At 70.6% G+C, this 26612-nt stretch carries 27 protein-coding genes and 7 pseudogenes; 12 read left to right on the plus strand and 22 right to left on the minus strand.

Annotated features, from left to right (window positions below; genetic code table 11):
- Positions 1-113 precede the first annotated feature (113 nt).
- Positions 114-459, plus strand: a pseudogene (locus ACIP84_RS04960) (alcohol dehydrogenase catalytic domain-containing protein); the annotation flags it as partial.
- 221 nt (positions 460-680) lie between these two features.
- Here ACIP84_RS04960 and ACIP84_RS04965 read toward each other — a convergent pair.
- Positions 681-1694 carry a LacI family DNA-binding transcriptional regulator gene (locus tag ACIP84_RS04965; protein WP_401794558.1) on the minus strand — a complete coding sequence of 338 codons (1014 nt, stop codon included), beginning with the start codon at positions 1692-1694 and terminating at the stop codon, positions 681-683.
- Positions 1695-2069: 375 nt separating this feature from the next.
- On the opposite strand from ACIP84_RS04965, the gene ACIP84_RS04970 reads away from it, so the two are divergent.
- The 4 genes and pseudogenes from ACIP84_RS04970 to ACIP84_RS04985 all read left to right on the plus strand — a co-directional run.
- A complete protein-coding gene (locus ACIP84_RS04970) occupies positions 2070-3035 on the plus strand; it encodes a glycoside hydrolase family 6 protein (protein ID WP_401794561.1) in 966 nt (321 codons plus the stop codon).
- Between the two features lie 340 nt (positions 3036-3375).
- Positions 3376-3609: pseudogene (locus tag ACIP84_RS04975) on the plus strand (glycoside hydrolase family 6 protein); the annotation flags it as partial.
- Positions 3610-3674: 65 nt separating this feature from the next.
- Positions 3675-4442, plus strand: coding sequence for a glycoside hydrolase family 6 protein (locus tag ACIP84_RS04980; protein WP_401794564.1), 768 nt, complete (start codon positions 3675-3677; stop codon positions 4440-4442).
- A gap of 31 nt (positions 4443-4473) precedes the next feature.
- Positions 4474-4640 (plus strand): annotated as a pseudogene (locus tag ACIP84_RS04985) (transposase family protein); the annotation flags it as partial.
- Positions 4641-4811: 171 nt separating this feature from the next.
- On the opposite strand, the gene ACIP84_RS04990 reads toward ACIP84_RS04985, so the two are convergent.
- Complete coding sequence (locus tag ACIP84_RS04990) at positions 4812-4973, minus strand: hypothetical protein (RefSeq protein ID WP_401794567.1); 162 nt, start codon at positions 4971-4973, stop codon at positions 4812-4814.
- A gap of 193 nt (positions 4974-5166) precedes the next feature.
- Here ACIP84_RS04990 and ACIP84_RS04995 point away from each other — a divergent pair.
- A pseudogene (locus ACIP84_RS04995) lies at positions 5167-5906 on the plus strand (transposase).
- Between the two features lie 157 nt (positions 5907-6063).
- On the opposite strand, the gene ACIP84_RS05000 reads toward ACIP84_RS04995, so the two are convergent.
- The 3 genes from ACIP84_RS05000 to ACIP84_RS05010 are packed head-to-tail and all read right to left on the minus strand — an operon-like array spanning position 6064 to position 9162.
- Entirely contained in the window at positions 6064-7281 is a 1218-nt protein-coding gene (locus ACIP84_RS05000) for an MFS transporter (protein WP_401794570.1), read from the minus strand.
- A gap of 7 nt (positions 7282-7288) precedes the next feature.
- Complete coding sequence (locus ACIP84_RS05005; protein WP_401794573.1) at positions 7289-7756, minus strand: ArsI/CadI family heavy metal resistance metalloenzyme; 468 nt, start codon at positions 7754-7756, stop codon at positions 7289-7291.
- A gap of 38 nt (positions 7757-7794) precedes the next feature.
- Positions 7795-9162, minus strand: coding sequence for an NAD(P)-binding domain-containing protein (locus ACIP84_RS05010; protein ID WP_401794576.1), 1368 nt, complete (start codon positions 9160-9162; stop codon positions 7795-7797).
- Positions 9163-9425: 263 nt separating this feature from the next.
- On the opposite strand from ACIP84_RS05010, the gene ACIP84_RS05015 reads away from it, so the two are divergent.
- Entirely contained in the window at positions 9426-9788 is a 363-nt protein-coding gene (locus tag ACIP84_RS05015; RefSeq protein WP_355968599.1) for a metalloregulator ArsR/SmtB family transcription factor, read from the plus strand.
- Between the two features lie 6 nt (positions 9789-9794).
- Positions 9795-9923: pseudogene (locus tag ACIP84_RS05020) on the plus strand (N-acetyltransferase); the annotation flags it as partial.
- A gap of 93 nt (positions 9924-10016) precedes the next feature.
- On the opposite strand, the gene ACIP84_RS05025 reads toward ACIP84_RS05020, so the two are convergent.
- The gene (locus tag ACIP84_RS05025; RefSeq protein WP_401795676.1) at positions 10017-10316 is read right to left on the minus strand and encodes an ArsR/SmtB family transcription factor; all 300 of its coding nucleotides are present in this window, start codon (positions 10314-10316) and stop codon (positions 10017-10019) included.
- Between the two features lie 107 nt (positions 10317-10423).
- Positions 10424-10753, minus strand: a complete 330-nt coding sequence (locus ACIP84_RS05030) for a metalloregulator ArsR/SmtB family transcription factor (RefSeq protein WP_229902042.1) — start codon at positions 10751-10753, stop codon at positions 10424-10426.
- Between the two features lie 398 nt (positions 10754-11151).
- On the opposite strand from ACIP84_RS05030, the gene ACIP84_RS05035 reads away from it, so the two are divergent.
- A complete protein-coding gene (locus ACIP84_RS05035) occupies positions 11152-12273 on the plus strand; it encodes a permease (protein WP_401794580.1) in 1122 nt (373 codons plus the stop codon).
- Positions 12274-12390: 117 nt separating this feature from the next.
- Positions 12391-12903, plus strand: a complete 513-nt coding sequence (locus tag ACIP84_RS05040; protein WP_401794583.1) for a GNAT family N-acetyltransferase — start codon at positions 12391-12393, stop codon at positions 12901-12903.
- 80 nt (positions 12904-12983) lie between these two features.
- On the opposite strand, the gene ACIP84_RS05045 is transcribed toward ACIP84_RS05040, so the two are convergent.
- The 11 genes and pseudogenes from ACIP84_RS05045 to ACIP84_RS05095 all read right to left on the minus strand — a co-directional run bounded on the left by ACIP84_RS05045 (position 12984) and on the right by ACIP84_RS05095 (position 21658).
- On the minus strand, positions 12984-13805 hold the full coding sequence (locus ACIP84_RS05045) for an S-methyl-5'-thioadenosine phosphorylase (protein ID WP_401794586.1): 822 nt from the start codon (positions 13803-13805) through the stop codon (positions 12984-12986).
- Entirely contained in the window at positions 13802-14581 is a 780-nt protein-coding gene (gene mtnC / locus ACIP84_RS05050; protein ID WP_401794589.1) for an acireductone synthase, read from the minus strand. Before mtnC ends, ACIP84_RS05045 begins: the two co-directional genes overlap by 4 nt.
- On the minus strand, positions 14581-15156 hold the full coding sequence (locus ACIP84_RS05055) for a 1,2-dihydroxy-3-keto-5-methylthiopentene dioxygenase (RefSeq protein ID WP_401794592.1): 576 nt from the start codon (positions 15154-15156) through the stop codon (positions 14581-14583). Before ACIP84_RS05055 ends, mtnC begins: the two co-directional genes overlap by 1 nt.
- On the minus strand, positions 15153-15845 hold the full coding sequence (gene mtnB, locus ACIP84_RS05060) for a methylthioribulose 1-phosphate dehydratase (RefSeq protein ID WP_401794595.1): 693 nt from the start codon (positions 15843-15845) through the stop codon (positions 15153-15155). Before mtnB ends, ACIP84_RS05055 begins: the two co-directional genes overlap by 4 nt.
- The gene (mtnA, locus tag ACIP84_RS05065; RefSeq protein WP_401794598.1) at positions 15842-16867 is read right to left on the minus strand and encodes an S-methyl-5-thioribose-1-phosphate isomerase; all 1026 of its coding nucleotides are present in this window, start codon (positions 16865-16867) and stop codon (positions 15842-15844) included. The genes mtnB and mtnA overlap by 4 nt, the downstream gene beginning before the upstream one ends.
- Positions 16868-16916: 49 nt before the next feature.
- A complete protein-coding gene (locus ACIP84_RS05070) occupies positions 16917-18179 on the minus strand; it encodes an ATP-grasp domain-containing protein (protein WP_401794601.1) in 1263 nt (420 codons plus the stop codon).
- A gap of 584 nt (positions 18180-18763) precedes the next feature.
- Positions 18764-19072, minus strand: coding sequence for an ArsR/SmtB family transcription factor (locus tag ACIP84_RS05075; protein WP_401794604.1), 309 nt, complete (start codon positions 19070-19072; stop codon positions 18764-18766).
- Positions 19073-19237: 165 nt separating this feature from the next.
- Positions 19238-19618 (minus strand): metalloregulator ArsR/SmtB family transcription factor, encoded by a 381-nt coding sequence (locus tag ACIP84_RS05080; RefSeq protein WP_355968572.1) that lies wholly within the window; start codon positions 19616-19618, stop codon positions 19238-19240.
- 142 nt (positions 19619-19760) lie between these two features.
- Positions 19761-20189 (minus strand): annotated as a pseudogene (locus ACIP84_RS05085) (FAD-dependent oxidoreductase); the annotation flags it as partial.
- A gap of 75 nt (positions 20190-20264) precedes the next feature.
- On the minus strand, positions 20265-21353 hold the full coding sequence (arsB, locus tag ACIP84_RS05090) for an ACR3 family arsenite efflux transporter (RefSeq protein WP_355968567.1): 1089 nt from the start codon (positions 21351-21353) through the stop codon (positions 20265-20267).
- Positions 21350-21658, minus strand: a complete 309-nt coding sequence (locus ACIP84_RS05095; RefSeq protein WP_355968565.1) for a metalloregulator ArsR/SmtB family transcription factor — start codon at positions 21656-21658, stop codon at positions 21350-21352. Before ACIP84_RS05095 ends, arsB begins: the two co-directional genes overlap by 4 nt.
- 71 nt (positions 21659-21729) lie before the next feature.
- On the opposite strand from ACIP84_RS05095, the gene ACIP84_RS05100 reads away from it, so the two are divergent.
- On the plus strand, positions 21730-22149 hold the full coding sequence (locus ACIP84_RS05100) for an arsenate reductase ArsC (protein ID WP_401794609.1): 420 nt from the start codon (positions 21730-21732) through the stop codon (positions 22147-22149).
- A 5-nt stretch (positions 22150-22154) separates the two neighbouring features.
- A pseudogene (locus ACIP84_RS05105) lies at positions 22155-22523 on the plus strand (NAD(P)/FAD-dependent oxidoreductase); the annotation flags it as partial.
- 349 nt (positions 22524-22872) lie between these two features.
- Here ACIP84_RS05105 and ACIP84_RS05110 read toward each other — a convergent pair.
- From ACIP84_RS05110 to ACIP84_RS05125, 4 genes are all read right to left on the minus strand, one after another.
- Positions 22873-23208 (minus strand): ArsR/SmtB family transcription factor, encoded by a 336-nt coding sequence (locus tag ACIP84_RS05110; protein ID WP_401794612.1) that lies wholly within the window; start codon positions 23206-23208, stop codon positions 22873-22875.
- A 182-nt stretch (positions 23209-23390) separates the two neighbouring features.
- A complete protein-coding gene (locus ACIP84_RS05115; RefSeq protein WP_401794615.1) occupies positions 23391-24179 on the minus strand; it encodes a methyltransferase domain-containing protein in 789 nt (262 codons plus the stop codon).
- 19 nt (positions 24180-24198) lie between these two features.
- A complete protein-coding gene (locus ACIP84_RS05120; protein ID WP_401794618.1) occupies positions 24199-25305 on the minus strand; it encodes a GTP-binding protein in 1107 nt (368 codons plus the stop codon).
- 37 nt (positions 25306-25342) lie between these two features.
- Positions 25343-26605, minus strand: a complete 1263-nt coding sequence (locus ACIP84_RS05125; RefSeq protein WP_401794621.1) for a GNAT family N-acetyltransferase — start codon at positions 26603-26605, stop codon at positions 25343-25345.
- Positions 26606-26612 lie beyond the last annotated feature (7 nt).

Consider the following 26612-nt stretch of genomic DNA (forward strand, 5'->3'; position numbering starts at 1 on the left):
GCGTAACTCAAGGGTCTGTACGGCTGTTACCGGTTTTCTGGTGCGGAGAGACCAGCCGTTGCGCAGTCAGTCGCGGCCCAAGGATGTGAGCGTTAACAGACTTCTGAGGCGCCCTGCGGCACAGAAGGCCCCGCCGAACGAGTCCGCCTCGTCAGCCGGGGCCCGGCGAAGCCCACGTGCGCGTCCACGCCGTGGGGATCAGCCGCAGCGACCGCGACGTCTATCTGGGTCGCCGACCGTTCCGTACGTGCGCTGTCCGGTCCCCCCTGGCCACGAGTGGTCCGGCACCGTCACCGCCGTGGGAGGGGTGCGCCGGCTTCCCTGCTCGACCGCAAGGTCGTGGGCGAAGGGCTGCGGAACCGCGAGACCTGCGCGCCCTGTCGCGGCGGCGACACCAACCTGTGCACCGTCGGCTACGACGAGACGGGGTTCACCCTGCCCGGCGCCATGGCCCCCACCCCCGCGCCAGCTGGGCCTCGACGAGTTCGAGCGGGCCGTGGAACTCACGGGCAGCGGTGATCCCCGCGTCGGGAGAATCCTGCTCCGTCCCTGAGGCCCGAAGAGCCGGGAGCGCGTTCGCGGCGATGGCTCTGGCGTACCAGCGGGCGCTGCGCTTCGGCGCACGCAGAGGGTGGGCCGGAGCACGGGGCCGTACGCCGGGCCGGCCGCGAGGCGGTTCGTCAGGCGCTGGCGCGGGTGACCAGACGCGTGGGGAGGATCAGTGGGGTGGCGGCCTGCCCGTTGATGAGCGCGACGAGCATGCGCGCCATCTCGCGACCGAGACCCTCTACGGGCTGGTGCACCGTGGTCAGCGGCGGATCGGAGATCCTGGCCACGGCCAGGTCGTCGAAACCGATCACGGCGACGTCGGCGGGGACGCGGCGGCCGGCATCACGCAGTGTGCGCAACGCCCCCGCCCCCATGTTGTCGCTGGCGGCGAACACTCCGTCCAGCTCCGGGTGCCGCGCCGACAGCGCCGCCATGGCGGCCGCGCCGCTCAACTCGGTGAAGTCACCGGCTTCCGGCGGATACGGTTCGAGGCCGGCCGCCAGCATGGCGTCCTGATAGCCGCGGTGACGGGCGCGCCCCACCTCGGTGTCCAGCCGCCCGCAGATCGTCACGACCCTGGTCCGGCCGAGCGAGATCAGGTACTCGGTCGCCGCGCGCGCTCCTCCGAGGTTGTCCACGTCCACATACCACCGCGGGTGCAAACCGACCGGACGCCCACCGAACACCACGGGAATCTCCGCCTCTTCCGCCATGCGGGCCAACGGATCGTCTTCACGCAGCGCCATCAGCATCACTCCGTCGGCCCCCTTGGACCGGAGAAGCCGCTCCACGCGTCGGCGTCCCCGGTCGGAGGCCGCCAGACACAGCATCAGGTGCAGTTCGGCCTCATCCAGCGCGGCCGAGGCACCCACGATCACCTGAGCGAAGAACGGGTCCGCGAAGATCGACGGATCCTCTCCCGAGACGACCAGGGCGGCCGCACCGGTCTGCCGGGTCGCCAGCGCCCGGGCGGTCGGATTCGGCACGTACCCGAGTTGACGGACCGCCCGTTCGACGGCCTCCCGTTTCGTGCGGCTGACGTGCGGGGCGTTGTTGAGCACACGCGAGGCCACCGATCGCGAGACACCGGCCAGTTCGGCCACCTCGTCGAGTGTCGACTGCCGGTTCGGCTCACCTTGTGCCATGAGCGGCCCTCCTCCCTCCATCTGAACACCTGGAAGGCTGGGAGCGCTTCCAGTCTCAGGACGGTTTCAGGACAGTAAGCCCGTCCTGTCGTCCTGTGAAGTGCTGTTCAAGTGGGCGCACTTGACAGTCCCGATGGGCGCATCACACGATACGGCCACACCCCGGCCTCACAGATCACGGCCTGGGAGCGCTTCCAGTGGGAGCGCTTCCACGGGTTCTTGTGCGTCCGGAGTGCGCTGGTGTCCCCGCCGGGGCGCCGCCTCCGTGAGGCGCGCCGCACGGGGAACGTCGTACCACCGCAATTCCTCACCGTGTCGCACCGCTCGGGACGAGAGCGGTCGACGCGTTCGCCGTCAGGAAATCGAGGTACAGCCATGCGCCGCAGAATCCGCGCCCTCGTCGCAGCCCTCTCCGCACTGCCGTTGGCGCTCGTCGTCGCACCGTCCGCCCACGCGGCGGATCCCACCACCATGACCAGCGGGTTCTACACGGACCCGGACTCCAGCGGGAGGAAGTGGGTCGCCGCCAACCCCGGCGACGGCCGGGCCCCCGCGATCAACGCCTCCCTCGCCAACACCCCCACGGCCCGCTGGTTCGGCGCCTGGAGCGGCACGATCGGCACCGCGGCGGGCGCGTACGTCGGCGCGGCGGACCACCACGACAAGCTGCCCATCCTGGTCGCGTACAACATCTACCTCCGTGACTCGTGCGGCGGGCACTCCGGAGGCGGAGCCTCGTCGGCCTCCGCCTACGCGACCTGGATCGCGCAGTTCGCCGGCGGGATCGCGGGCCGCCCGGCCGTCGTCCTCCTCGAACCCGACTCCCTCGCGGACTACGGCTGCCTGAACCAGACCCAGATCCGCGAACGCCAGGGCATGATCAGCGGCGCCCTCGCCGAGTTCAACCGCCAGGCCCCCAACACCTGGGTCTACCTCGACGCCGGCAACCCCGGCTGGGTGAGCGCGGCGACGATGGCCCAGCGCCTCCACGAGGCCGGGGTCCGACAGGCACACGGCTTCTCCCTCAACATCTCGAACTACTACACCACCGACCAGAACACCGCCTACGGCAACGCCGTCAACAGCGAACTGGCCGCCCGCTACGGCTACACCAAACCGTTCGTCGTCGACACCAGCCGCAACGGCAACGGCTCCAACGGCGAGTGGTGCAACGCGGCCGGCCGCCGCATCGGCACGCCCACCCGACTGGGCGGGGGCGCCGAGATGCTGCTGTGGATCAAGGCCCCGGGTGAGTCCGACGGCAACTGCGGCGTCGGAACCGGCTCCACGGCCGGCCAGTTCCTCCCGGAGGCCGCCTACAAGATGATCTACGGCTACTGACGTCCGACTCCTGTGGTCCGGACTCCGCCGCCCCGCGACCGGGCCACAGGCGCCACCGGCACTCCACACCCCCGACGCCCTCCGCCCCTCGACGCCCTCCGCCCCTCCAACCCTCCGACCAGGAGCCCTCGTGAAGCCACGCACCCTACGGCGCCGTGCGACCGCCGCCCTCGCGGCGCTCGCGGCCTGTGCCGCCCTCATCGCGACGCAGGGACAGGCGCAGGCCGCACCCGCCACGGACCCGCTCCTTGCCACCAGGTTCTACGTGGACCCGAACAGCAAGGCCGCGAAGCAGGCACTCACCGACCTCGGCAACGGAGACTTCGCGAACGCCGCGAACATGGCCAGGCTCGCGAGCTGGCCGCAGGCCGAGTGGTTCACCGAGGGCACACCCGACGAGGTCCGGGCCAAGGTGAGAAGCCTCGTCCGCGAGGCCCGGCTGGTGAACCGGACCCCCGTCCTGGTCGCCTACAACGTCCCGGGCCGCGACTGCTCGCAGTACTCCAGCGGCGGCGCCGCGTCCTCCGCCGCCTACCGCCAGTGGATCGACGCCTTCGCCGCCGGCATCGGCGACGGCCAGGCCGTCGTCGTGGTCGAGCCGACGGCCTGGCGCTCCTCCCGAACGACTGCGGACCGGACGTGGACCCGACCGGCGAGCTCACGGCGACCCGCGTCGCCGACCTCGCCTACGCCGTCAGTACCCTCAAGTCCAAGGCCCGCACCGCGGTCTACCTCGACGCCGGGAACGTCCTGTGGCGGCCGGTCGGCGAGATGGCGCGGCGCCTACTCGACGCCGGCGTCCAGCACAGCGACGGCTTCGCCCTCAACGTCTCCAACACGCACCCCACCGACCACAACGCGCGCTATGGCACCTGGATCTCCAAGTGCATGTGGTACGCCGTCGAGGGGCCCGAGCACGCCCGCGGCCACACCGACTGGTGCGCCACCCAGTACTACTCGGCCGCCGCGCCCAACGACGGCGCCCCGGGCAACGCGGTCGACTCCGCCGACCCCGTCACCTGGCGCTGGACCGACGCCTGGTTCGACCAGGCCATGGGGACCCCGCCGGCCGCCGCACTGCGGCACTTCGTCATCGACACCAGCCGCAACGGCCTGGGCGCCTGGGCCCCGGAGCCCGGCAAGTACACCGGCGACCCGGAGATCTGGTGCAACGCACCCGGCCGCGGCCTCGGGGCGCGCCCGACCGCCGACACCGGCGTCCCGCTCGTCGACGCCTACCTGTGGATCAAGATCCCCGGCGAGTCCGACGGCAGCTGCACGCGCAACACCGGCGGCACGATCGACCCCGAGTACGGCATCGTCGACCCGCCCGCCGGCACCTGGTGGCCCGACCAGGCACACACCCTGGCCCGCAACGCGGCACCACGGCTGACCTTCAACCGCTGAGCCCCGGTTCCGGGCATGTCTCCTGTATCCAATGTGGGTGGAGACGTTCACGGGCTTGCGGATCGACCGGTGGTGAAGGAGCGGGGCGGGAACGGTCCCGGTGGTGGTCGGCCGTGGTGCCTGCCGCTGGCCGACCGGGTCCTGCTGGTGGCCGTCTACTACCGCACCAACCTCACGATGCGGCAGCTCGCCCCACTCTTGTGCTCGGGCAGCAGCCCCGTGCCGTGGTGCTGGCCGTCACCTGTGCCGTTGCCGGGGACGAGTTCGGTGAAGGCGGCGATGGAGCCGCAGAGTTGAGCTCGGCCGCCTCTTGACTGACCCCTGACCTGATGGCGAAACGCCGCGGCTTGCCGGGGGCGTTTCCTCAGTTCAGCGCAAGCCGTCTGTGTCGTCGTGCTCTTCGCCGACTGGGAGTGGCCGACGGTCCTCCCTCGGGTCATCGCTGTAGATGACCGCGGAGACCGCGCTGTCGTAGGCATCGTCGAGGTCGTTACCGCTTGCGCCGAGTATGTTCTCCCAGTCAATTCCCATACCTACGAGCCTACCCGTAGCGTTCGAGGAACCGAGCGATGCGGGCGTTGAGCTCGTCCGCCTGGGCAAAGATCGCAGCTTCCTCTCCTGGAAGGTGGGCGGCGCGGCCAGCCTCGTCATCGGGCTAAAGGGTGTTGCGGAAGGCTCAGTTCCGGCATGTCTCCTATTTGGGTGGGGTGTTGCGGCTGATCCGGTGTGGGTGGAGACGTTCACGGGCTTGCGGATCGACCGGTTCGCGAAGCTGGTGAGAGTGGTGAAGGAGCGGGGCGGGAACGGTCCCGGTGGTGGCCGGCCGTGGTGCCTTCCGCTGGCCGACCGGGTCCTGCTGGTGGCCGTCTTCTACCGCACCAACCTGACCATGCGGCAGCTCGCCCCACTCTTCGGGACCTCCCCGGCCACCGTCTGCCGGGTCATCCACCGCCTGCGACCGCTGCCGGCCCTGGAGCCGGCCCCGCGGCCCGTTACCGGCACGGACCGATTGTGGATCGTGGACGGAACCCTGATCCCGGTCCGCGACCGCACCGTCGCAGCCTCCTCCCGCAACTACCGGTTCTCGGCGAACGTGCAGGTCATCATCGACGCCGACACCCGCCTGGTCATCGCCTCCGCCCGGCCCGCACCGGGCAACAAGACGCCCACGTGTGGCGGGAGTCAGACCTGCCGACCACGGCGGCCGGGACAACGGTCATCGCGGACGGCGCCTACCTCGGCACCGGCCTGATCATCCCGCACCGCAGAAGAGCCGGTCGCCCCCTTCTGCGCGGGCAGGAAGAAGACAACGCCGAACACCGACGGGTCCGTGCCCGCATCGAGCACACCTTCGCCCGCATGAAGAACTGGAAGATCCTCCGCGACTGCCGCCAGAAACGAGACGGCCTCCACCACGCCGTCCAGGCCGTCGCCACCATGCACAACCTCACCATGACACGGTGAAACACCAGGTCAGACGATACTTCGGCCTGCTGAAACCGGACCTTCTGCAACACCCCTTAGGACGGCAGGACCGAGCGCGCCGCCCCCGAGGGGCGCAGAGCCAGGGGCGAGGACTTGATGACGTACATGCCGAGATCGTCCGCCTCGACGAGCGGAACTACTTCTTGCCGCGTACGGATGTCGCCGTGGCCACGAATGCGGACGCCGCAGCGAGGCTGGCAAGCGCTCCGAACAGCTCTGGGTAGCCACCCAGGATCGAGGCGAGAGTGGCTGCTGCGAAGGGTGCGAGAGCTGAGGCTGTCGTGGCTGGGGCGCTGAGGATCGCGGAGAGCCGACCGTAGTGCCGTGTTCCCCAGCGGTCGGTGATCGCCGTGGCCTGAAGGAGGGTGAGGTTGCCGCGGACCATGCCGGCCGCGATCGACACCGCGATCACCAGGCCGTACGGGCCCGGGGTGACGGCGAGGGCCGTCGTGGTCAGGGCGCCCAGTGCGATGAGGGTCGTGGTGCGCACCGTCGTGCCGGTGTGGCGGGCGAGCGGGGCGTAGAGCGTGCGGCCGAGGGTCTGGCCGGCGCCGCCGAGGCCGAGAGCCCAGGCCGCTTGGGATGTGGTGTAGCCGCGTTCGAGTAGGAGCGGGACGAGAGTGACGACCACGGCGTACATCGCGAAGGCCGAGAGAGTGAACGCGACAGCGAGCAGGAGGAACGGTCGGCTGCGGGCGACCGAGCCGGGACTCGCGTCCGTACCGGCCGGGGAGGGTGCCGCCGGGGGCCAGGGGGCTCTGAGGGCGATCGCGTGGGCCGGGATCGTGACGGCGGCGAGGATCGCCGCCAGCACCAGATAGGTCTCGCGCCACGACAGCCGGTCGGCCAGGGCAGCGGTGAGCGGGGCGAAGACCGTGGAGGCGAGGCCGCCGGCGAGGGTGACGATCGTGAGGGCGCGGACGTGATCGGGGGCCCACCAGCGGGTGAGTGCGGCGAACGCGGGCTGGTAGAAGGTGGCCGCCATGGCGAAGCCGGCCAGCAGCCAGCCGGCGAAGAACACCGGAAGGTTCGGCGCCAGGGCCACGATCACCAGACTCAGGACCCCGGCCACGGAGCCTGCCGTCATGACCGTACGTGGGCCGCGGCGGTCGATGATTCGGCCGACCCGGATTCCGGTGAGGCCGGAGACGGCCAGGGCGAGTGAGAACGCGGCCATGGTGGCGCCGGTGGACCAGCCGCTGTCGGCGGTGATCTGCGGGTTCAGGACCGGGAAGGCGTAGTAGACGATGCCCCAGCTGGTGATCTGGGTGGCGCAGAGCGCGGCCAGAACGGCACGGGGCCGCGACCGGTCCCCTGCTCCGGTCGCGGCTCCGCGGGTGTGAAGGTCGGTCATCGAGTGATCAGCAGCATCCGCCGGCGGCGACCGGTTCACTCGCCTCGTCGTCGGCGGTGGTCGCTGTGCCGGCACAGCAGGTGCTGCCCTGTTGCCTGGTCAGGGTGTCGGCGTCGGCCTTGACCACGTACACCTCCCACGGTTCACGGCCGGGGCCGTGGACCCACACCTTGTCCTGGAGGGCGGAACAACAGGTGGTGTCGTGCTCCTCCGTCGTCGGCAGACCGGCCTCGCCCAGGCGGGCGGTGGCGGCGTGCACCGCCTCGGTGGTGCCTACCTCGACGCCGAGGTGGTCCAGACGGGTGTCCTCGTTCCCGGCGCCTTCGACGAGGACGAGCTTGAGCGGCGGTTCCTCGATGGCGAAGTTGGCGTAGCCGTCACGAAGCTTGGCCGGTTCGGTGCCGAAGAGCTTGCTGTAGAAGGCGACGGACGCCGCCAGGTCGGGTACGCGCAGGGCGAGCTGTACGCGGGACATCGTGTTCCTCCAGGTGCGAGTGGGTGGATGGGCCGGGGTCAGCAGCCGCCGGAGACGGCCGGGGCTCCGACGCCGATCTGGAGCGCCGTGGGGCTCGCGCAGCACCCGCCGTCGTCGGTCGGGGTGTCGGCGGCCTGGTCGAAGAGGCCGGCGCCGCCGCAGACCCCGGTCTCGGGGAGTACGAGCTCGACGCGTTCGGCGGACTCGCGGTCGCCGGCGATGGCGGCGACGACCGAGCGGACCTGCTCGTAGCCGGTGAGGGCCAGGAAGGAGGGAGCGCGGCCGTAGGACTTCATGCCCACCAGGTACACGCCTTCCTCCGGGTGCGCCAGCTCCTTCACACCGTGCGGGTAGACCGTGCCGCAGGAGTGCTGGTTCGGGTCGATCAGCGGAGCCAGCTCGACCGGGGCCTGGAGACGGTCGTCCAGGCCGAGGCGGAGCTCATCGAGGAAGGTCAGGTCGGGGCGGAAGCCGGTGAGGACGATGACCTCGTCGACCGGGTCGAGCCGTCGGCCGTCCTCGGCAACCAGGACCAGGCGCTCGCCGTCGCGCTCGATCGCATCCGTACGGAAGCCGGTGACGGCGTCCGCGTACCCCTCGTCGACCGCGGCCTTCGCGGCGAGGCCGAGGGCGCCGCGGGCGGGGAGCTGGTCAGCGCTGCCTCCGCCGAAGGTGTTGCCCGAGAGGGCGCGCCGCAGGATCCATGTCGCGCGGGTGTCCGCGCCGTCCCGGGACTTCGCGAGAGCCGCGAGCGAGGCGAGAGCGGTGAAGGCGGAGGCTCCGGAGCCGATGACGGCGGTGCGCCGGCCTGCGTAACGGGCCCGCACGGCGGGGTCCTTGAGATCGGGAACGCGGTAGGAGATTCGGTCTGCCACCGCGCGCTCGCCCAGGGCCGGGAGGCCGTCGCCGCCGGCGGGGCTCGGATTGGCCCACGTACCGGAGGCGTCGATCACGGCCCGGGCGAGGACGCGCTCCTCGCGTCCGTCGCCGTACCGGATGTGCACGGTGAAGGGCTGCTGCTCGCGGTCGGCGTCGACGACGCGGTCGCGTCCGGTGCGGGAGACACCGGTGACCCGGGCGTCGAGCCGGACCCTGTCGCCGAGGACGTCCGCGAGCGGCTGTAGGTAGGCGGCCGCCCAGTCCCCGCCGGTCGGGTAGGTGTCCGCGTCGGGCTTGACCCAGCCGGCCGGCGCCAGAAGCTTCTCGGCGATGGGGTCGACGACCTCGCCCCAGGCGGAGAAGAGCCGCACGTGGGACCACTCCCGCACAGCGGCTGCCGCGTGGGCGCCGGCCTCCAGGACCAGGGGTTCCAGGCCCCGGTCGACGAGGTGCGAGGCAGCGGCCAGACCGGCGGGCCCGGCTCCGACGACCACGACGGGCAACTGGTCGATGGCGGTGACGTTCACGGATCTTCCCCTTTTGATTCGACGTTCGTCGATCTCTTGCACCTTGAGCATGGCACTTGATTCGACAAGCGTCAACATAGACATCCATCGAACCCCGACAGTGCTTCGGCGCGCCCTGCCGACCACCCGTTGCGCGACGGACTGCCCCACGCTCCACCCGGCAGCGTCCCGGCCCAGCCGGCTGCAACCGTCGGCAGACCTGAGGGCACGGTTCACGAGGTGAATTCCTGGGCTCCTGGTTCGACATGTGTCAACATAGATACATGTCGAACGTGAAGGTGCTGCCTGTACTGGAGCCCGAGATAGCGCCCTGCTGCCCGCCTCTCAACGAACGGCCGCTGACCCCCGAGGAGGCCGAGCGGACCGCTGTCATGTTCAAGGCACTGGGCGATCCGGTCCGGCTGCGGCTCTTCTCCTCCGTCGCATCACACGAGGGCGGCGAGGCGTGCGTCTGCGACATCTCCGACGTCGGCGTCTCCCAGCCCACGGTCTCCCACCACCTGAAGAAGCTGAAGGAAGCCGGGCTGCTCTCCTCGGAACGGCGCGGCACCTGGGTGTACTACCGCGTCGAGCCCACCGTGCTCGCGGCCATGGGAGCCCTCCTCACCAAGGCGGCTTCGGCCTGACCGGCCTCCGCCGGCCTCGCCGTCCACGCACGTGCGGGCTTCCGGGTCATCGGCACGCGTGAGCGCGTCGGCCGCCACCACGGCTTCTGGCGCAGCACCGTCCTCGTCGAGCGTCGCGACCCGCACATCGACTGACGCAAGCAAGCCCGGGCGCACGCCTGCCCGCATGCAGGCAGGCCACGGCAGAACGGCGCCGCCGCCCGGATTCAGGGGCGGCGGCGCCGAACATCAGGAGACCTGGGCCGCCAGAGAGAGATCTTCCGTGCCGGCCTTCTCGGTGTCGGCGAGAAACTCGCCCAGCGAGGCCAGGATGCCGGGCGCCGGGCGGTAGTACACCCAGGTGCCGCGCCGCTCGGAGGTGAGCAGGCCCGCTTCCCGGAGCTTCTTCAGATGGTGGCTGACCGTGGGCTGGGAGACGCCCACGTCGGCTATGTCGCAGACGCATGCCTCACCGTTGGGGTGCGAGGCCACTCTGGACAGGAGGCGGAGCCGGACGGGGTCGGCCAGCGCCTTGAACATCGACGCCATGATCTCGGCGTCCCCTTCGGACAGCGCGGCGGTCACGATGGGTGGGCAGCAGGCTGCAGGGGTCGCGCCGGGTATGTGGGGGGTCGACCTGGTCAAGGGGCCGGTCCTCACGCCGAGGCCGCGGGGCGGCCCATGACGGCGTCGGCAGCACTGGGGAAGCAGGCCACGCAGGCGACGTTGATGGAGTAGAGCATCGAGGTCCCCTGGCGCTCGCGCAGGACGAATCGCACGTCGGCGAGCAGCTTCAGGTGGTGGGACACCGTCGACTGGCCGACGCCCATCCGGTCCACGATCTCTCCGACACTCATCGGCCCGGTTGCCAGCGCGAGGAGATTGAGGATCTGCACGCGGGTGGGGTCGGAGAGGGCCTTGAACCAGGTTGCGTAGGACTCGGCCGTGCTTCGGTCGATCAGCTGGGCATTCATCGTACCGCTCATGATCCATCGATGTTATTCGATGACCACCCGCGACGGCAAGGTTCGCTCCACGCAGAGGGGGCCTGCGGAGGGCCCACGGAGGCTCGCCGGCGTCATAACTGTGCCCGAAACCGCTGGCGCGAGCGACTGTGTAGACACCACATGGAAGGCGGTCGTATCGGTGCGACCTGGGAACGAGCCCCACTTCCTGGACGCCGCCACCGATAGTGCGGGGCGAGCCCCTTCGGAGCGATGAGGGACCCTGGATCCCCATTGCCGGGCATCTCTTTAATCGTCTATCATCGATATTCGATAAAGGGGATGCCGATCGAGCCTCCCCACGCGGCTCGCCACGTCCCCCGTACGTCCCTTCACGGCGCCGCTCCCCTCATGTGTCACCGTCTCAGAGAGGTTCACCTGTGGACGAATTGCTGGCCCTTGGCCGGTTCATCCTGTTCGAGGTGCTGCACTATCTCCCGTGGTTCCTGGTCGCCATCGTCCTCGGGATCGCCGTACAGCGTCTGTCGATCGACGTGGTCGCGCGCCGCAGCTTCGCCCACGGGCGCAGGGGCATCCTCGGCATCGCCATCGTCACGGCCATCGGAGCGTTCAGCCCCTTCTGCTCCTTCACTGTGATCCCCCTGATCCGCCGCTTCCTGATAGCCGGCGTCCCGCTCTCGGCGGTCATGTCGTTCTGGATCGCCTCCCCCTCCATGGACCCGGAGATCTACGCGCTCTCCGCCGCTCAGCTCGGGCTCCCCATCGCCACGGCCCGCCTCATCGGCGCCCTGGTGCTGAGCTTCGGCGCAGGTCTCATCGTCCTGGCGCTCGAACGGCGTGGGCGGTTCGCCGATCCGTTGCTCGACTCCACTGAGGAGAAGACGCCCGCGAAGAGCTGCTCGCAGGAGGCGGTGACCGTTCCCGAGACGGCATGCTCCACGGCGAAGGCGACCGTCCCCGAGCCCGTGACCGTCGGTGGCGGCGGTGGCGGCGGCGGCACGTCCGAGGGTGGCTGCGGAGGTGCCGCTCAGGAGCCCGCGCCCGCGGCAGGAGGCTGCTCCACCGCCGCACGGAACGACGAGGACGACGACGGGACTCCGTGGCGTGTGCTCGTCCGGCGTGACATCAAGAACCTGCGCGCCGGCGAGATCCTCAAGGAGATCGTCAGCGACTCGCTGATCCTGGGCAAGTGGCTGCTGCTCGCCATCGTCCTCGAAGCCCTGATCGTCCGCTACGTGCCCACCGACGTCGTGTCAGGCATCCTGGGCACGGACGGCGTTCTCTCCGTGCTGGTCGCCGGGCTCATCAGCGTCCCTCTCTACCTCAACGGCGTCGGTGCGATCCCGGTCGTCGAGGGCCTCCTGGACCAGGGCATGGTCGCTGCCGCGGGTGTCACCTTCCTCCTCGGCGGTGCCATCACGACGATCCCGGCGATGGTGGCCGTCAAGAGCGTCGTCAAGGCGAAGGTCTTCGCGTTCTACCTCGGCGTGGGCCTGCTCGGCAGCGTGGGCATCGGCCTGGTCTCGCTGGCGATTCTCTGACCTGGAACTCCTCCTCACCCCCCACCCACGCTCCTGTGGCGGTCGACGCCGCCACAGGAGCGTCGCCGTACCCGCCCGTGCGCACCTTCCAGGAGCGCACCCGGAAAGGAGCCGAGCATGGCCACACCCCCACGCACCGCAATCGCTCTCGCCCCCATGACAGACGACCACGCGTCCGCCGTCATGGCGATCTACCAGCAGGGCATCGACGAGGGAAACGCCACGTTCGAGACGGTCGCACCGCCGTGGAGCGCCTTCGACACCTCCAAGCTGCCGGCCCACCGGCTCGTGGCGCTCGACCCGCGACGGCGGGTCGTCGGCTGGACGGCGGTGTCCCGCGTCTCGGCTCGCCCTGCGTACGCGGGGGTGGTCGAGCATTCCGTGTACGTGAGTCCCACGGCGCGCGGAGCCGGTGTGGGGCGCGCGCTTCTGGAGGCGTTGATCGGCTCCACGGAGAAGGCGGGCATCTGGACGATCCAGGCCGGCATCTTCCCCGAGAACGTGGCGAGCCTGGCCCTGCACGAGTCCGCGGGATTCCGCGTGCTGGGCAGGCGGGAGCGCGTGGCCCGCCACCACGGCGTCTGGCGCGACGTCCTGCTCGTGGAGCGCCGCAGCCCGGTGGTCGAATGACTGATGCCGGTCACCACGGTGACCGGCATCGGCCCGCATGTTCCTGATCGGTACGGACATGGCCCGCACCGATCACCATGTCAGGGCAGCTCGAACGGCAGGTCCATCCCGTCCAGTGCCGTCGCGCACGCGCAGGCCCGCTCGCGGGCCAGGACGTCGACGGTCTTCAGGACCAGGCCCTTCAGGCGTTCCACGTTCGCCGCGAACACGCGGAACACCTCGTCCTGCGAGACGCCTTCTCCGTGCTCCACACCCGCGTCGTAGTCGGTGACCAGGGCTATGGAGGTGTAGCAGAGGGCGAGTTCACGGGCGAGTACGGCTTCGGGGTGCCCGGTCATGTTGATCAGGGACCAGCCGGCCGAGGCGTACCACTGGGACTCCGCCCGGGTGGAGAACCGGGGGCCTTCGACGACCACCATCACTCCCCCGTCGTGGACGTCGGCGCCCGCCTCCCCCGCGGCCTTGAGCACGGCCGCGCGGCCCGAGGCGCAGTACGGGTCGGCGAACGACACGTGGGTGGCGCCGTGCTCGTAGTACGTCTGCACGCGGCCGGCGGTCCGGTCGACGAGCTGGTCGGGGAGGACGACGCTGCCGGGGCCGAGGGAAGCGCGTAGCGAGCCGACGGCACAGGGCGCGAGGACCTGCCGTACTCCCAGGGAGCGCAGGGCCCACATGTTGGCGCGGTAGTTGATGCGGTGCGGGGGCAGTTCGTGGTGGCTTCCGTGCCGGGGCAGGAAGGCCACTCTGCGGTCGCCCACGGTGCCGACGGACACCGCGTCGGAAGGTGCGCCGTACGGGGTGGTGACCTCGACGCGCTGTACCGATTCCAGGAGTTCGTAGAAGCCGCTGCCGCCGATGACCGCGATGTCGGCCTTCGGCGCCGAGTCGGACGGATCACTCATCGTCTGGGTCCTCCTGCGTGTGCGGGTCGGCCGGGGGCCGTGGAGCCGGCCTGGCCGGGTCGGGAAACGAGTGGGGTGAGAGAGGCGATGGCCTCGTGGCCGGGCACGGCCGCGCGTTCGTCGTCGGGGCGGCGCACGGCCACCGTCTGCCAGCCGGCCTCGGCAGCGGCGTCGAGCTCGGCACCGACGTCGCTGACGAACAGCAGGTCGGCGGGTGCGTGCCCCAGCTCCGCCGCGATCGCACGGTAGGAGTCGGCGTCCGCCTTGGGGCCGGCCGTCGTCAGGTCGAAGTAGCCGTCGAGCAGGGCGCGCAGGTCGCCGTGGGCGGTGTGGCCGAACCAGTCCCGCTGGGCGGCCACGGAGCCGGAGGAGTAGATGAATCGGCCTGTGCCCTGCGACTTCCAGTGCTCCAGCGCGGGCGGCACGTCCGGGTACACGTGACCGTGCAACTCGCCCGCCGCGTAGCCGCCGGACCAGATCAGTCCCTGGAGCGTCTTCAGCGGCGGCGCCTTCACATCGGCGTCGGCCCACTGCTCCAGGAGCGCCAGGGCGCTCGCCTCGTCCTGGACCTCCCCGGTGTGGGCGGTGACCGCGTCGAGGATCTGCCGCCAGGGGGCGGTGCCGCGGTGAGCCGCGAGCCAGGGAGCAAGCCGCTCACGCGCGTAGGGGAAGAGGACGTCCCGTACGTGGCTGAGGGAGCCGGTGGTTCCCTCGATGTCGAGGACGACGGCCCGCGGCCCGTCGTCGGGGACTCGGCCCTGTCGGCTGCCCGGCATCAGCCTTCTCGCAGCAGCGCGTCGAGGCGGGGGAAGCCTTCGGCGATGGGCTCCCGGGTGAAGTCGCCCACCCAGCCGTCCTCCTTCTCGAAGAACCGGATGGCGCAGAAGTCCGGTACGGGTCCCATGTCGAACCAGTGCCGGGTGCCGGCCGGGACCGACAGCAGGTCACCGGCCTCGCACACCACGGCGTACACGCGGTCGTCCAGGTGCAGGTAGAAGCAGCCGGTGCCGTGGGCGAAGAACCGGACCTCGTCCTCGGCGTGCCGGTGCTCGTCGAGGAACGTCGAGCGTGCCGTGGCGGCACGCTCCTGCCACTCCGCCCCTTCCTCCGGGTGCAGACGGGCCACATCGACGAGGCGCAGCCCCTGGTCGGCGCACAGCTCGCCGACCTCTGCCCGATAGGCGTCGAGCAGTTCCTCGGACGATGTCTGCGGCGTCACCTCTGCGCGCAGCGGCCATCGGGTGAAGGAGACCGACCGTTCGCGCAGGGCCTGCGCGATGGCCTCCTCGTCGCGGGTGCGGAGCAGGACGGTGTCCGGTGCGTCGTCCGGCATGATCTGCAGCAGTGTCATGGCGCGGTCCTGTGGTCGGGTGCCTGCGCGGCACGGGAGACATGCTGCTCGGTGCGGGAGAGCACGAGCAGTTGGCAGAGCGACTCCAGGCATTCGAGCCTGCTCTTCGCCTGGCCCAGCGAGTCGCCCCACGCGGTGATGCCGTGATCGGCCAGGAGGAGCCCGGGCGGGCCTTCCCGGTCCGCCGTGAGGTGGGCGGCCACGTCGTCGGCGATCCGGTCGACCTGGGGCCAGTTGGGGAACACCGGCAGGTCCGCGAAGGTCGGATCCTTCAGTCCCAGGCCCTTGAGCAGCTCGAAGCGCTCCACTCGGACCGAGGAGACAGCGTCCCGGGCAGCGGCTCGGTGGGCGACGACGGTGGCGTACGGCGAGTGGACGTGGATGACGGCGCGGGCGCCCGTGACGCGGTAGACCGCCGCGTGGATGGAGGTCTCCGCCGAGGGGCGGTCCTGGCCGGGATGGGAGGCCTGGCCGGTGCGGGCGGCGACCTCGACGACGTCCCGGGCGGTCAGTTCGCCCTTGTCCCGGCCGCTCGCCGTGATCAGCGCGCGGCCGGGATCGTCGGGCAGCCGCATGGAGATGTTGCCGGAGGTGCCCGGCATCCATCCGCGCTCGTACAGGGTGCGGGAGATGTCGGCCAGCTGCTGGGCGGCCTGCTTGCCGGCGGCGGTGGACGGCGCGTAGCTCATGCGCTCACCTCGGATACGTGGTGGACACCGTGCTCGGAGACGATGGCGGAGATCAGGGAGGCGGGGGTGACGTCGAAGGCGGGGTTGTACGCGCGTGTACCGCGCGGCGTGGTGCGGACCCCGCCGTAGGACGTCACCTCGTCGTCGGCACGCTCCTCGATGACGATGTCCCGGCCGTCGGTGAGAGACCTGTCCCACGACGACTCCGGGGCGACGACGATGAACGGAATGTTGTGGTGGGCGGCGGCGATCGCCAGTCCGTAGGTGCCGATCTTGTTGGCCACGTCCCCGCGCGCGGTGATGCGGTCGGCTCCGACGAGGACGCAGTCGACGAGCCCCTGGCTCATGGCCGCGGCGGCCGCGCTGTCGACGCACACGCGATGCGGCACGCCGGCCTCGGCCAGTTCCCAGGCCGTCAGCCGGGCGCCCTGCAGGAGCGGCCGGGTCTCGTCGACGAGGACCTCGGTGACCTTTCCGGCGTCGGCGAGGGCGAGGATCGCGCCGAGGGCGGTGCCCACGGCGGCGGTCGCGAGCCTGCCGGTGTTGCAGTGGGTCAGGAGCCGCAGGGAGCGCTGCGGGCAGCGGTCCCGTACGGCCTGGACGGCGTGGGCGACCATCTGCCGGTTGACCGCCAGGTCCTCGTCGATCATCGCGGTGGCTTCGGCGAGGACCGCGTCCGGACCGTCACCGAGCTTCGCCAGAGCCCGGTCGACGGCCCAGGCCAGGTTGACGGCCGTCGGGCGGGCGGCGGCGAGCCGCTGTGCGTCGGCGCGCACGGCCGCCTGACCGTCGGCGGTGCTGCCCGGCGAGCAGTGGGCGTACGCCGAGAGCGCGACGCCCAGGGCCCCCGCGAGACCGATGGAGGGGGCGCCCCGTACCGCGAGGGTCGTGATGGCGGTGATGACGTCGTCCACGGTGCTCAGGTGCAGGAACCGCCGCTCGTGGGGCAGCGCGCGCTGGTCGAGGGTCACGATCGCGTTGTCGTCCCAGCGCAGTGACGGCTGATCGGAGTGCTTACTCACGGGCGGCGGCTCCTTGGGGCCTGAAAGGTGGAACCGGTGGGTCTGACGGTCAGCCGGTCAGCGGACGAGCCCGCAGTTCGACCAGGGTGGGAGCCGCCTCCACGTCGGCGGTCACCTGCTCGTGCTCGTCGCCGACGGCGATGACATAGCCGTACCGGTTCATGTACGCCCGGGGCGGGAGGGCGAGCCGGGTGCCGGGGCCGGCCGTCGCGACCGCGCTGTGAACCGTGGGCCCGAAGAGGTCGGTGCGGACGGTCACTTCGACCGCCTCGCAGTCGCGCTCCGGGTAGAGGAACCTGATGGCTGCGGTCTTCCGCGCCTTCGGCGCGGTGTCGGGGACGAGTCCGGCCGCCACGTGGGCGGCTGCGACGGCGGGGTCGGTCCCGGTGGCGAGCATTCCGATGAGGGGGATGAAGTCGCCGCCGAGGCGCGCGTTGATCTCGACGAGGCGGGGACCCTTGGGAGTGAGCTTGAACTCGGTGTGCGTGGAGCCGTGTTCGAAGCCGAGGGCCTTGTGGATGCGGTGCAGCTGGTCGAGGAGTTCAGCGTCCTGGAGGAGGGGGTCAGCGGCTGCGACCGTGTGGCCGGTCTCCTCGAAGTACGGGTCCATGCCGACCTGCTTGCGCGCCACGATCATCGGGGTGCACACGCCGTCGACGACAACCGCGTCGATGCTGATCTCGGGGCCGGTGAGGTACTCCTCGACCAGGACGTCGGCCTCGTAGCGGGGCACTCCGGGCCAGTGGGCGGAGCTGGCCGCCTCGAAGGCCGCTTCGACGGCGTCGCCGTGGTCGGCCCGGACGACACCGAGGCTGCCGGCGAGCCCACGGGCCTTGACCACCACGGGATAGCCGGTCGCGTCGGCCGCACGACGTGCCTCGGCCGCCGTGGAGACCGCGGTGCAGGCCGGCTGTGGCACGTCGGCCGCCGTCAGCCGGGCCCGGGTGGTCGCCTTGTCGCGGCAGGCGAGCACCGCGTCGGGCGCGCTTCCGGGCAGGCCGAGGGCTTCGGCGAGTCGCGCGGCGGCGTGCACGAGGGACTCGTCGTAGGTGAAGACCCCCGCAACGGGCAGCTGTTGCATGATCTTCCTCGCCTCGACCAGGAGTTCGTCGAGGTTCTTGGTGTCGAGGAGCGTGGTCCCCTCCACGTACGGCAGTTGCCAGCTCGGCTCGTGGGCGTCGAGGAGCCACAGGCGGAAGTGGCGGGAGACGGCCGCCACGATGTACTCCCGGTAGCGGCGGTCACCGCTGCCCATGAGGAGCAGGACCGGTGCCTCGGTGGTAGACGAGTGCGGAGGGGGCGTGGCGGCCATGGCGGAAACCTTTGTGTCGACGTGTGGTCGGGGCCGAGGCCGGCCGACGGAGCGGGGCAGCGTCCAGGTCGGCAACGGCGCTGTCGGCCGACGGCCGGAACCTTGCCAGCGTTAAGCGATGTATGTCAATAGATCGATGAATGGCCGAAGGGTCACCCCTTGCCGGACGTCACCGCCGCACGGCACCACTGCCCCGATTCGCCCACCTCTGTGGGTTCTTGCGCCAGCCGCTCAGGTTACCCAGGGTGGGTGTTCATGCAGATGAGACCCGTAAGGACCAAGGGCGCCCACGCGCCCTGAGACTCTGAAGGACTCCGCCTCCAGGGCTGGGCAAGGGCGCCCGGGTCGCGAGCCGCGCGACCGAAATCGATCGGCGGCCATCGATTTTCCAGACCCGGCGGACGATTCTGGTCCCCATCTCCTCCGCGTTGTTGCCGAGGCGATCGAGCCACCTGCACCAGGGTCGCCAGAGAGGCGGGGAGAGGATAACCTTCGCGCGCGGATCGCGATCCGCGGCCCGCGAGGTCGCGGGTGAGTGAACGTCGAGACGACGCGGGCCCTCCGATGGAGAAGCGGCCGGGTTCTCAACCGCAAGGCCGCCGGGGTGGAGAGGCTTCGCATCCCCCGTCGGCCAAACCACCGAAGAACGTGGCCAGGCCGGTCAGCACCTCGGGACACAGCCGGTAATAGGTGAAACGCCCGCAGGGCTCGGTCTCCACGACGCCCGCTCCCCGGAGAACCCGGAGATGGTTCGACAGGTTCGTCTGCCGCGCGCCCGTCTCCTCGACGAGGTGAGTCGTACACAGCGACTCGCGGGCAAGCAGGCACACGATGCGAAGCCGCAGGGGGTCCGCCAGGGCCCTCAGCAGTTCCGCGTTCACCGACGTCAGCATGGCCCGATCGTGACACACCGAGCGCAACCGGTGTCAACGACCGGTTTCCGAACCCCCTTGCACCGCAACCTACTTGAGGGGACGCAGGTGGCCCGGACGGACGCGGGCCTCGTCGAGCATCCCCCGTGGAGATGGACGCGGCGCAGGCGCGTTGAACCGGAGCGGTCAGAACGACGAGCAGTCGATGCCTCGGGGGAAAGCGTGCTTCCTGAGCTCCTGAAGTGCGTCCCAGCGGATCGAGAACCAGGCCCAGGTTCCTCGCTGTTCGCGGCGCAGCAGCCCCGCCGCGGTGAGGATCTTCAGGTGACGGCTCACCGTGGGCTGCGCCAGTTCGAGCGAATCGGTCAGGTCACAGACGCAGAGCTCTCCGGCCGGCGCCTGGTCGATGAGGTGGACGATCTGGAGGCGGGTCTGGTCGGCCATCGCCTTCAACTGGACGGTCAACGTCTCGACTTCGTCGCGGCCGATCAGCAGCCCAGGAGAGCAGGGCACACAGTGCTCCTCACTCACGTCCTCGATCGGTATGCCAGCCAACGGAGTTGCCATCCGGACACCATACGAGCCGACAAGATCACATGGCGAATCCGACGGTCGATATCCGCCAGGCGTTCACCTTTCGTTCACCCACCGAGCCTCATCGCAGGAGGGCGGCGATCGCTCGCGTGCATGCGCGGGCGGGACGGCCGACGCCGACGAGGGTGGTCGAGGCGGGTCGTGACCATGTTCCGGTGGCGCTGACGACGGCGCGGGCGCGCCAGGTACCGGAGTCGGTCTCGACGCGAAGGTGCTCGCCGTGGCGGCGGACCGCGTCGACGCGAACGGGCCGGTGGACGGGGAGCCCGTATCGCTGCTCGTAGTCGGTCAGGTAGTCGACGACGTGCGCGGCGTCGGGGTACGTCTCCCCCTGCTGCGGCGGCATGAGGCGACCGGGCAGGGACGAGTAAGGGGCCGGTGAGAAGAGGTGCAGCGAGTCCCACGTGTGCTGCCAGGCTCCGCCCGGCGTGGGCTGAGCGTCCAGGACGGCGAAGTCGAGGCCGCCGAGGCGGCGCAGGTGGTATCCGGCGGCGAGTCCCGCCTGGCCACCGCCGATCACGACGACGTCGAGTGAGCTGCTCATCTCTCCGGCTTCCCTTCGTACGACGGTGCCTCGCCCGGTCGGAGGGGCGGGGCACCGAGGAGTGGCGTGGCGGGGTTACCTCTGGGCGGGGACGGCGAACTTCTTGCGCCAGGCCAGCGACACGTAGACGAGCGCGACCAGGACGGGCACCTCGATGAGCGGGCCGACGACTCCGGAGAGTGCCTGGCCCGAGGTGACGCCGAAGGTGGCGATGGCGACGGCGATGGCGAGTTCGAAGTTGTTGCCGGCGGCGGTGAAGGCGAGCGTCGCGGTGCGGTCGTAGGTGAGGCCGATGGCCTTGCCGAGGGCGAAGGCGCCGAACCACATGACCGCGAAGTAGACGAGGAGCGGCAGCGCGATCCTCACGACGTCCAGCGGTTGCGAGGTGATGGTCTTCCCCTGGAGGGCGAAGAGGATGACGATCGTGAAGAGCAGCCCGTAGAGCGCCCATGGTCCGATCTTCGGCAGGAACTTCGTCTCGTACGACTCCCGGCCCATCCGCTTCTCACCGATGCGGCGGGTCAGGAAGCCGGCGACCAGGGGGACACCGAGGAAGATGACGACGTTCAGGGCGATCTTCCACATCGAGATGTCGAGCGTCTCGCCCTCGCCGAGGCCGAGCCGGCCGGGCAGCAGGTCGAGGTAGAACCAGCCCAGAACGCCGAAGGCGATGACCTGGAAGACCGAGTTCAGGGCGACGAGGACGGCGGCGGCCTCGCGGTCGCCGCAGGCCAGGTCGTTCCAGATGATCACCATGGCGATGCAGCGCGCCAGGCCGACGATGATCAGGCCGGTGCGGTACTCGGGCAGGTCGGGAAGGAAGATCCAGGCGAGGGCGAACATGAGTGCCGGGCCGAGGACCCAGTTGATGACGAGCGACGAGACCATGAGCCTCTTGTCGCCGGTGACGGCGTCGAGCTTGTCGTAGCGGACCTTGGCGAGGACCGGGTACATCATGATCAGCAGGCCGACGGCGATGGGTAGCGAGATCCCGCCTGTCTCGACCTTGGCCAAGGCGTCGTTCAGGCCGGGGATCAGGCGCCCGAGCCCGAGGCCGAGGCCCATGGCGAGGAGAATCCAGACGGCGAGGAAGCGGTCGAGCGTCGACAGCTTCGCGACGACCGAGGAATCCTCCGCCCGGGCGGGCGCGTGGGTGGGGGTCACGGACAGGCCCTCTTGTTCTCGGCAGCGGTACGGGCGGACTCGGCCAGGTCGGCGAACCGGCCGGCGAGCTGGGCGATGACGTCCGGCTTCAGGCGGTAGTACGTGAAGCGACCGCACGGCTCTGTCTCCACCACACCGGCCTCACGCAGCACGCGCAGGTGGTTGGAGAGGTTCGTCTGCCTGGCGCCCGTCTCCTCGACGAGGTGGGTGGTGCAGAGGGTCTCACGGGCGAGCAGGGTCACGATCTGGAACCTGAGGGGATCGGCCAGAACCCGGATCAGATCAGTATCGACTGACGTCATCATGGACTGATAGTGTCACATCACTCGCTGCTGATACCAGCCGGGGCTGACCTCTTGCCGGCAAGGAAGAACCGATGACCACCGCTCCGCTCGCCTCCGTGCTCTTCGTCTGCGTCCACAACGCGGGCCGCTCCCAGATGGCCGCCGGGTTCCTGCGCCACCTGGCCGGCGACCGCGTCGAGGTCCGCTCCGCAGGTTCGATTCCGGGCGACCAGGTCAACCCGGCCGCCGTCGAGGCCATGGCCGAGGTCGGCGTCGACATCTCCGACCAGCAGCCGAAGGTGCTGACCACCGAGGCCGTCCAGGCGTCCGACTACGTCATCACCATGGGATGCGGCGACGCCTGCCCGATCTTCCCCGGCAAGAAGTACCTCGACTGGGCCCTGGAGGACCCGGCCGGTCAGGGTGTCGAGGCCGTCCGTCCGATCCGTGACGAGATCAGGGGTCTGATCGAGGGCCTCATCGCCGAGATCGACGCGAAGCGGGAGGCGTGACTCCCTTGACCGACTCGAATGCGGCGAACGAGGGCGAGGTCCGTGAGGTCATCGTCATAGGCTCCGGCCCCGCCGGATACACCGCAGCCCTCTACACCGCCCGCGCCCAGCTCAGGCCCCTGCTCTTCGGCAGCTCGATCTTCGTCGGCGGCTCCCTGACCACGACGACCGAGGTCGAGAACTTCCCCGGCTTCCCCACCGGCGTCGACGGACCCGACCTCATGGACGACATGCGGGCCCAGGCCGAACGCTTCGGCGCCGAGATGGTCGACGACGACATCGTCTCCGTCGACCTGACCGGAGACATCAAGGAAGTCACCGACAGCGAGGGAACGGTTCACCGCGCCAAGGCCGTGATCATCGCGACCGGCTCCGGCTGCCAGGCCGCACTCGACGCGGAGCGCTACCTCGCCGCCCTTGCCGACACGCGCAAGGCCGCCGCGAGCGCCGCCGTCACGGCCTGAGGCCCCAGCGAAGCCCACGCCGTCGGCCCTCCCCATGAACACCAGCTCCTGCCCGTCGCGTTGGCGGACCTGACGGGCAGGAGCTGGCACTCTGCTCCGGTCGGCACGGTAAGTCGTACTCCAGCCGGTCTTCCGTCTTCGTACGGCCGCACGTGAGCTCGAGAAGCCGGCAACGAGACTCGTTGCCGGCTGATCTGCTGTACCCACGGCTCGGACCCGCGATGCCGACGCGTGCGGCGCGGCTGCGGCCGCAGGGCCTTCAGCCGGATTCCGGTTCCCCGCACGAGTGGACCGGTGCGCCGATGAGGATGTCGGCGGCGCTGGGGAACTCGGTGACACAGCGGGGGTTGACGGCGTACTGGATGCTGGCACCGGCCCGGCGCCTGGTCAGGAAGCGGACGGAGTGGAGGATCTTCAGGTGGTGCGAGACGGTCGACTGGTGGAGTCGAAGGTGGTCGACGATCTCGCCCACCGGCACGGGCTCCGGTCGACCGCTCAGGAACCGCATGATGCGGATACGTGTGGGGTCTGCCAGGGCTCGGAACCAGCGGGCGTACTCCTCGACGGTCTCCCGGTCGAGTGACGTTTCGGACATGGGAATCCTTAGCGGCCACGGAGATCACCTCCGCGCCGTCGGCCGCGGCGGAGTGCGTACCGGTCGTGCCATCGGAAGCCTGGTCGTCCGCCCGCGGTCGCGAGGGGACGCGGGCGCGTACAACGGTGCGAACCGTGGCCGGAGCTCTGAGCTCCGGCCACGGTTCGCGTGCGATGACGTGGTCAGCAGCAGGTGCCGCCGGGCGCGCACTCCTCCGCGCCGGAGGTGCTGTCGAGCGGCTTCCGGGCCCGGATGATCGCGGCGTGGAGGCCGTCGGCCGCCTCCTGCGTGAACACGACCTCCGCGTCCTTCAGGCCGACCGCGTCGAGGAGTTCCCTGTACTCGGCCACCGAGAGGGCGCCGGCGATGCACTGGCTGTGTCCGCCGCGTTGCGCCCGCTCCTCAGGGCTCAGCCGGTCCTCGGCGACCACGTCGCTGATGCCGAGGCGGCCGCCGGGGGTGAGGACGCGTGCCATCTCGGCGAAGACGGCGGGCTTGTTCAGCGACAGGTTGATCACGCAGTTGGAGATGATCACGTCGACCGTGTCGGCGGGCAGCGGGATGGACTCGATCGTTCCCTTGAGGAGGACGACGTTGTCGATCTCGGCGTCGGCCACGTTGCGGGCGGCGAGGGCGAGCATCTCCTCCAGGAAGTCCAGGCCGAAGACGCGGCCGTCGGGGCCGACGCGCCGGGCGCTGAGGATGACGTCCAGGCCGCCGCCGGAGCCGAGGTCCAGGACCGTCTCCCCCTCGCGCAGTTCGGCGACGGCGCTCGGGTTGCCGCAGCCGAGGCTGGCGAGGAGGGCAGCGTCCGGGGCGGTGCCGGGGCCGATCTCGTCGTACGCCGCCGGGCCGAAGGTCTGCGGGTCCGGCGAGCAGCAGGCGCCGCTCGTCTCGGCTTCGGCGGCCTTGGCCCGGTAGTACTCCCGGACTTCTTCCTGCAGGCTGCCGGCGGTGGTGGTGTCGCTCATGACGGGTGGTCCTTCTCGGTCAGGCGCCGGCGGGGGCGAGGCGGTGCACGGGGCGCGGGTAGGAGGGCTTGAAGGACACCGGGGTGGTCGCCGAGGAGGTGACGGCGGTGGCCAGGTCGGCGGCCTTGACGGCCTCGGTGACGGCCGCGTCCAGGGCGTCGGGCTCGCAGGCGACCCGGGCGTTGACGACGGCCCGGCCGGCCGGCGCGTGCGCCTCGGCGGCGCGGTCGAGGGTGGGCTGGGCGCCGGACTCGGTGAGGCTGAGCTTGGCGAAGTCGCCGTCGGCGATCTCGACGGTGATCTTGGCGTGGCCGATCACGGCGTCGTGCTCCGCGGCCCAGACGGACAGTTCCTGAAGGACGGTGCGGGCCCAGGCGGTCGCGTCGAAACCCTCGCCGGCGGCGGTGAGGTCGAGCTCCTGGTTCATCCAGGCGAGCTGGGCCTCGGCGGCCGCGTAGCGGTCGTAGTCGATGTCGAGGACCACGTCCTCGTTCGTCGCCGGCGCCTGCCACGCGTCGAGCAGCGTCTCCAGGTGGGCGCCCGTGGTCGCGGAGTAACCGACGACGGTCGCCTTCGGGTTGCTCGTACGGAGCGAGGCGAGCAGCTCCTCGGCCCGGTCCGGCTTGATGGTGTCCAGCTTGTTCACCGCGATGACGTCGGCCTCGGTGACCTGCTGACGGAAGAGGTACGACAGGTCCGACTCCGGCTCGCCCCGCTCGGCGGCGCGGGCGAACGCCAGGTGCCGCAGCGGGTCGACCACGGTGGTCAGCGGGGCGACGACCATGTCGTCGCCGTAGTACTGGCGCAGCGGTCGTACGACGGTGGCCTGGAGGTCCGTGCAGCTGCCGACGGCCTCGGCGATCACGGTGTCGACGCTGTCGGAGGCGACCAGAGCGACGATGGCCTCGACGAGGTCCTCGAACTTGCAGCAGAAACAGCCGCCGGTGACCTCGGCGACGCTGTCGAGCTTGCTGCGCACCAGCTTGGTGTCGACGAGTTCGACGCCCTGGTCGTTGGTGATGACGGCGACCTTGCGGCCCTTCTCCTGGAGCGCGAGCGCGGCGGCGGTCATGGTGGTGGTCTTGCCCGCCCCGAGGAATCCGGTCAGGGGGATGAAGGTGATCATGTGGTCCTTCTCGTCCTTGTCGTGGAGTCGGGCGGGGTCAGCCGCAGCAGCCGCTGTCGCCGGAGCCGCCCAGGAGGGGCAGGTTCGCGGGCTGGGCCGGGGCGGGGGACGCGGCGCCGAACGCGACGCGCCTGCTGTTGCCGAAGGCGTCGAGCCAGGCGCTCGCCTGCGGCCGCAGCGCCGGGTCGGAGAGCAGCATCGAGGTACGGACCTCGCGCGGGGTGCAGCCGCGCAGCGCCTTCGCCTGGTGGGCTCCGGCGCCGAACTCGACGGTGCGCAGCCCCTCGGCGTAGGCGTCGCGGACGGGCGCGTCCAGGACGAGGGCGAAGTAGATGCCGCTGCGCTCGCCGATCGCCGCGTAGTCGAAGCCGGCCCACTTCGGGAAGAGGCGGTGGTTCTTGCGGATGGTGACGCAGGTGGCGACCAGCGCGCCGTCCTTGTAGCCGAGGTAGGCGCGGACGTCCGCGCCCTCGTCGATGAGCGCGGAGAGGATGCCGACGATGTGCTCGGGCTCCTCGCCGGCTCCGTTCTTCTCCCGGTTGAGACAGGTGAGTTCGGCGATCCGGGCCACGTAGGGGCGGATGTCGGTGCCGTCGACGCGCTCGATCGTCACGCCGGCGGCCTCGGCGCGGCGGACGTCGCCCTTGATGCGCTGGCGCTTCTTCAGCGGCAGGGCGGCGAGGTGTCCTTCCCAGTTCGGCGCGTCGAGGCTCATGAAGTCCTCGTAGCCCCAGAAGGTGGTGGACGCGCCGGCGGCGTCGAGCGCGTCGACGAGGGCGTCGTTGCCGCGCCGGCTGGGGATCCAGGGGGCGACGATGCAGCGGATGCCGGCCTCGAAGGCGGCCGGCACGAGCTTGTCGACGATCGCCCCCATCAGGGTGGGGGTCCAGAAGTTGTAGGCGACCTCGGTGCGGTAGCCCAGCGGGGAGCCGAGCAGGAGCGTCGGGAAGAAGGGCTCGGTTCCCAGGGCGTCGACCTCGGCGCTGCGCGCGGCGTCGGTCTCTGCGCCGCAGCAGACCTCTTCGCCGGAGGGCGCCTGCCATCCGAGGTAGGTGCGCGGCTCGTGGTCGACGACCGGCGGGGTGGTGAGGATGTAGCCGGGGAGGAGGGCCAGCTCGCCGCGGGCGCGGTGGGCGAGGGTGTGCCAGGGCTGGACGTCGGGGAGTACCTTCTCCGTGGCGCGCAGCCAGGTGGGTCCGAGGTACGGCCACGAGTCCGTGAGGCCGGCGAGCTCGCCGGCCCAGTCCATGTCCGGGAGGGCCTGGCCGGTGGAGATGACGACGCGGGGTGATCCACCCATGTCAGTG

Origin of the sequence: Streptomyces sp. NPDC088707, assembly GCF_044752725.1 — a bacterium.
In the GTDB taxonomy this organism is placed as follows: domain Bacteria; phylum Actinomycetota; class Actinomycetes; order Streptomycetales; family Streptomycetaceae; genus Streptomyces.

Coding starts and splice junctions, on each gene's coding strand:
- ACIP84_RS04965 (WP_401794558.1), bottom strand. CDS start 1,694: ATGGCACAAGGTGAGCCGAACCGGCAGTCGACACTCGACGAGGTGGCC.
- ACIP84_RS04970 (WP_401794561.1), top strand. CDS start 2,070: ATGCGCCGCAGAATCCGCGCCCTCGTCGCAGCCCTCTCCGCACTGCCG.
- ACIP84_RS04990 (WP_401794567.1), bottom strand. CDS start 4,973: ATGGGAATTGACTGGGAGAACATACTCGGCGCAAGCGGTAACGACCTC.
- ACIP84_RS05000 (WP_401794570.1), bottom strand. CDS start 7,281: ATGACCGACCTTCACACCCGCGGAGCCGCGACCGGAGCAGGGGACCGG.
- ACIP84_RS05005 (WP_401794573.1), bottom strand. CDS start 7,756: ATGTCCCGCGTACAGCTCGCCCTGCGCGTACCCGACCTGGCGGCGTCC.
- ACIP84_RS05015 (WP_355968599.1), top strand. CDS start 9,426: ATGTCGAACGTGAAGGTGCTGCCTGTACTGGAGCCCGAGATAGCGCCC.
- ACIP84_RS05025 (WP_401795676.1), bottom strand. CDS start 10,316: ATGGCGTCGATGTTCAAGGCGCTGGCCGACCCCGTCCGGCTCCGCCTC.
- ACIP84_RS05030 (WP_229902042.1), bottom strand. CDS start 10,753: ATGAGCGGTACGATGAATGCCCAGCTGATCGACCGAAGCACGGCCGAG.
- ACIP84_RS05040 (WP_401794583.1), top strand. CDS start 12,391: ATGGCCACACCCCCACGCACCGCAATCGCTCTCGCCCCCATGACAGAC.
- ACIP84_RS05045 (WP_401794586.1), bottom strand. CDS start 13,805: ATGAGTGATCCGTCCGACTCGGCGCCGAAGGCCGACATCGCGGTCATC.
- mtnC (WP_401794589.1), bottom strand. CDS start 14,581: ATGCCGGGCAGCCGACAGGGCCGAGTCCCCGACGACGGGCCGCGGGCC.
- ACIP84_RS05055 (WP_401794592.1), bottom strand. CDS start 15,156: ATGACACTGCTGCAGATCATGCCGGACGACGCACCGGACACCGTCCTG.
- mtnB (WP_401794595.1), bottom strand. CDS start 15,845: ATGAGCTACGCGCCGTCCACCGCCGCCGGCAAGCAGGCCGCCCAGCAG.
- ACIP84_RS05070 (WP_401794601.1), bottom strand. CDS start 18,179: ATGGCCGCCACGCCCCCTCCGCACTCGTCTACCACCGAGGCACCGGTC.
- ACIP84_RS05075 (WP_401794604.1), bottom strand. CDS start 19,072: ATGCTGACGTCGGTGAACGCGGAACTGCTGAGGGCCCTGGCGGACCCC.
- ACIP84_RS05080 (WP_355968572.1), bottom strand. CDS start 19,618: ATGGCAACTCCGTTGGCTGGCATACCGATCGAGGACGTGAGTGAGGAG.
- ACIP84_RS05095 (WP_355968565.1), bottom strand. CDS start 21,658: ATGATGACGTCAGTCGATACTGATCTGATCCGGGTTCTGGCCGATCCC.
- ACIP84_RS05100 (WP_401794609.1), top strand. CDS start 21,730: ATGACCACCGCTCCGCTCGCCTCCGTGCTCTTCGTCTGCGTCCACAAC.
- ACIP84_RS05110 (WP_401794612.1), bottom strand. CDS start 23,208: ATGTCCGAAACGTCACTCGACCGGGAGACCGTCGAGGAGTACGCCCGC.
- ACIP84_RS05115 (WP_401794615.1), bottom strand. CDS start 24,179: ATGAGCGACACCACCACCGCCGGCAGCCTGCAGGAAGAAGTCCGGGAG.
- ACIP84_RS05120 (WP_401794618.1), bottom strand. CDS start 25,305: ATGATCACCTTCATCCCCCTGACCGGATTCCTCGGGGCGGGCAAGACC.
- ACIP84_RS05125 (WP_401794621.1), bottom strand. CDS start 26,605: ATGGGTGGATCACCCCGCGTCGTCATCTCCACCGGCCAGGCCCTCCCG.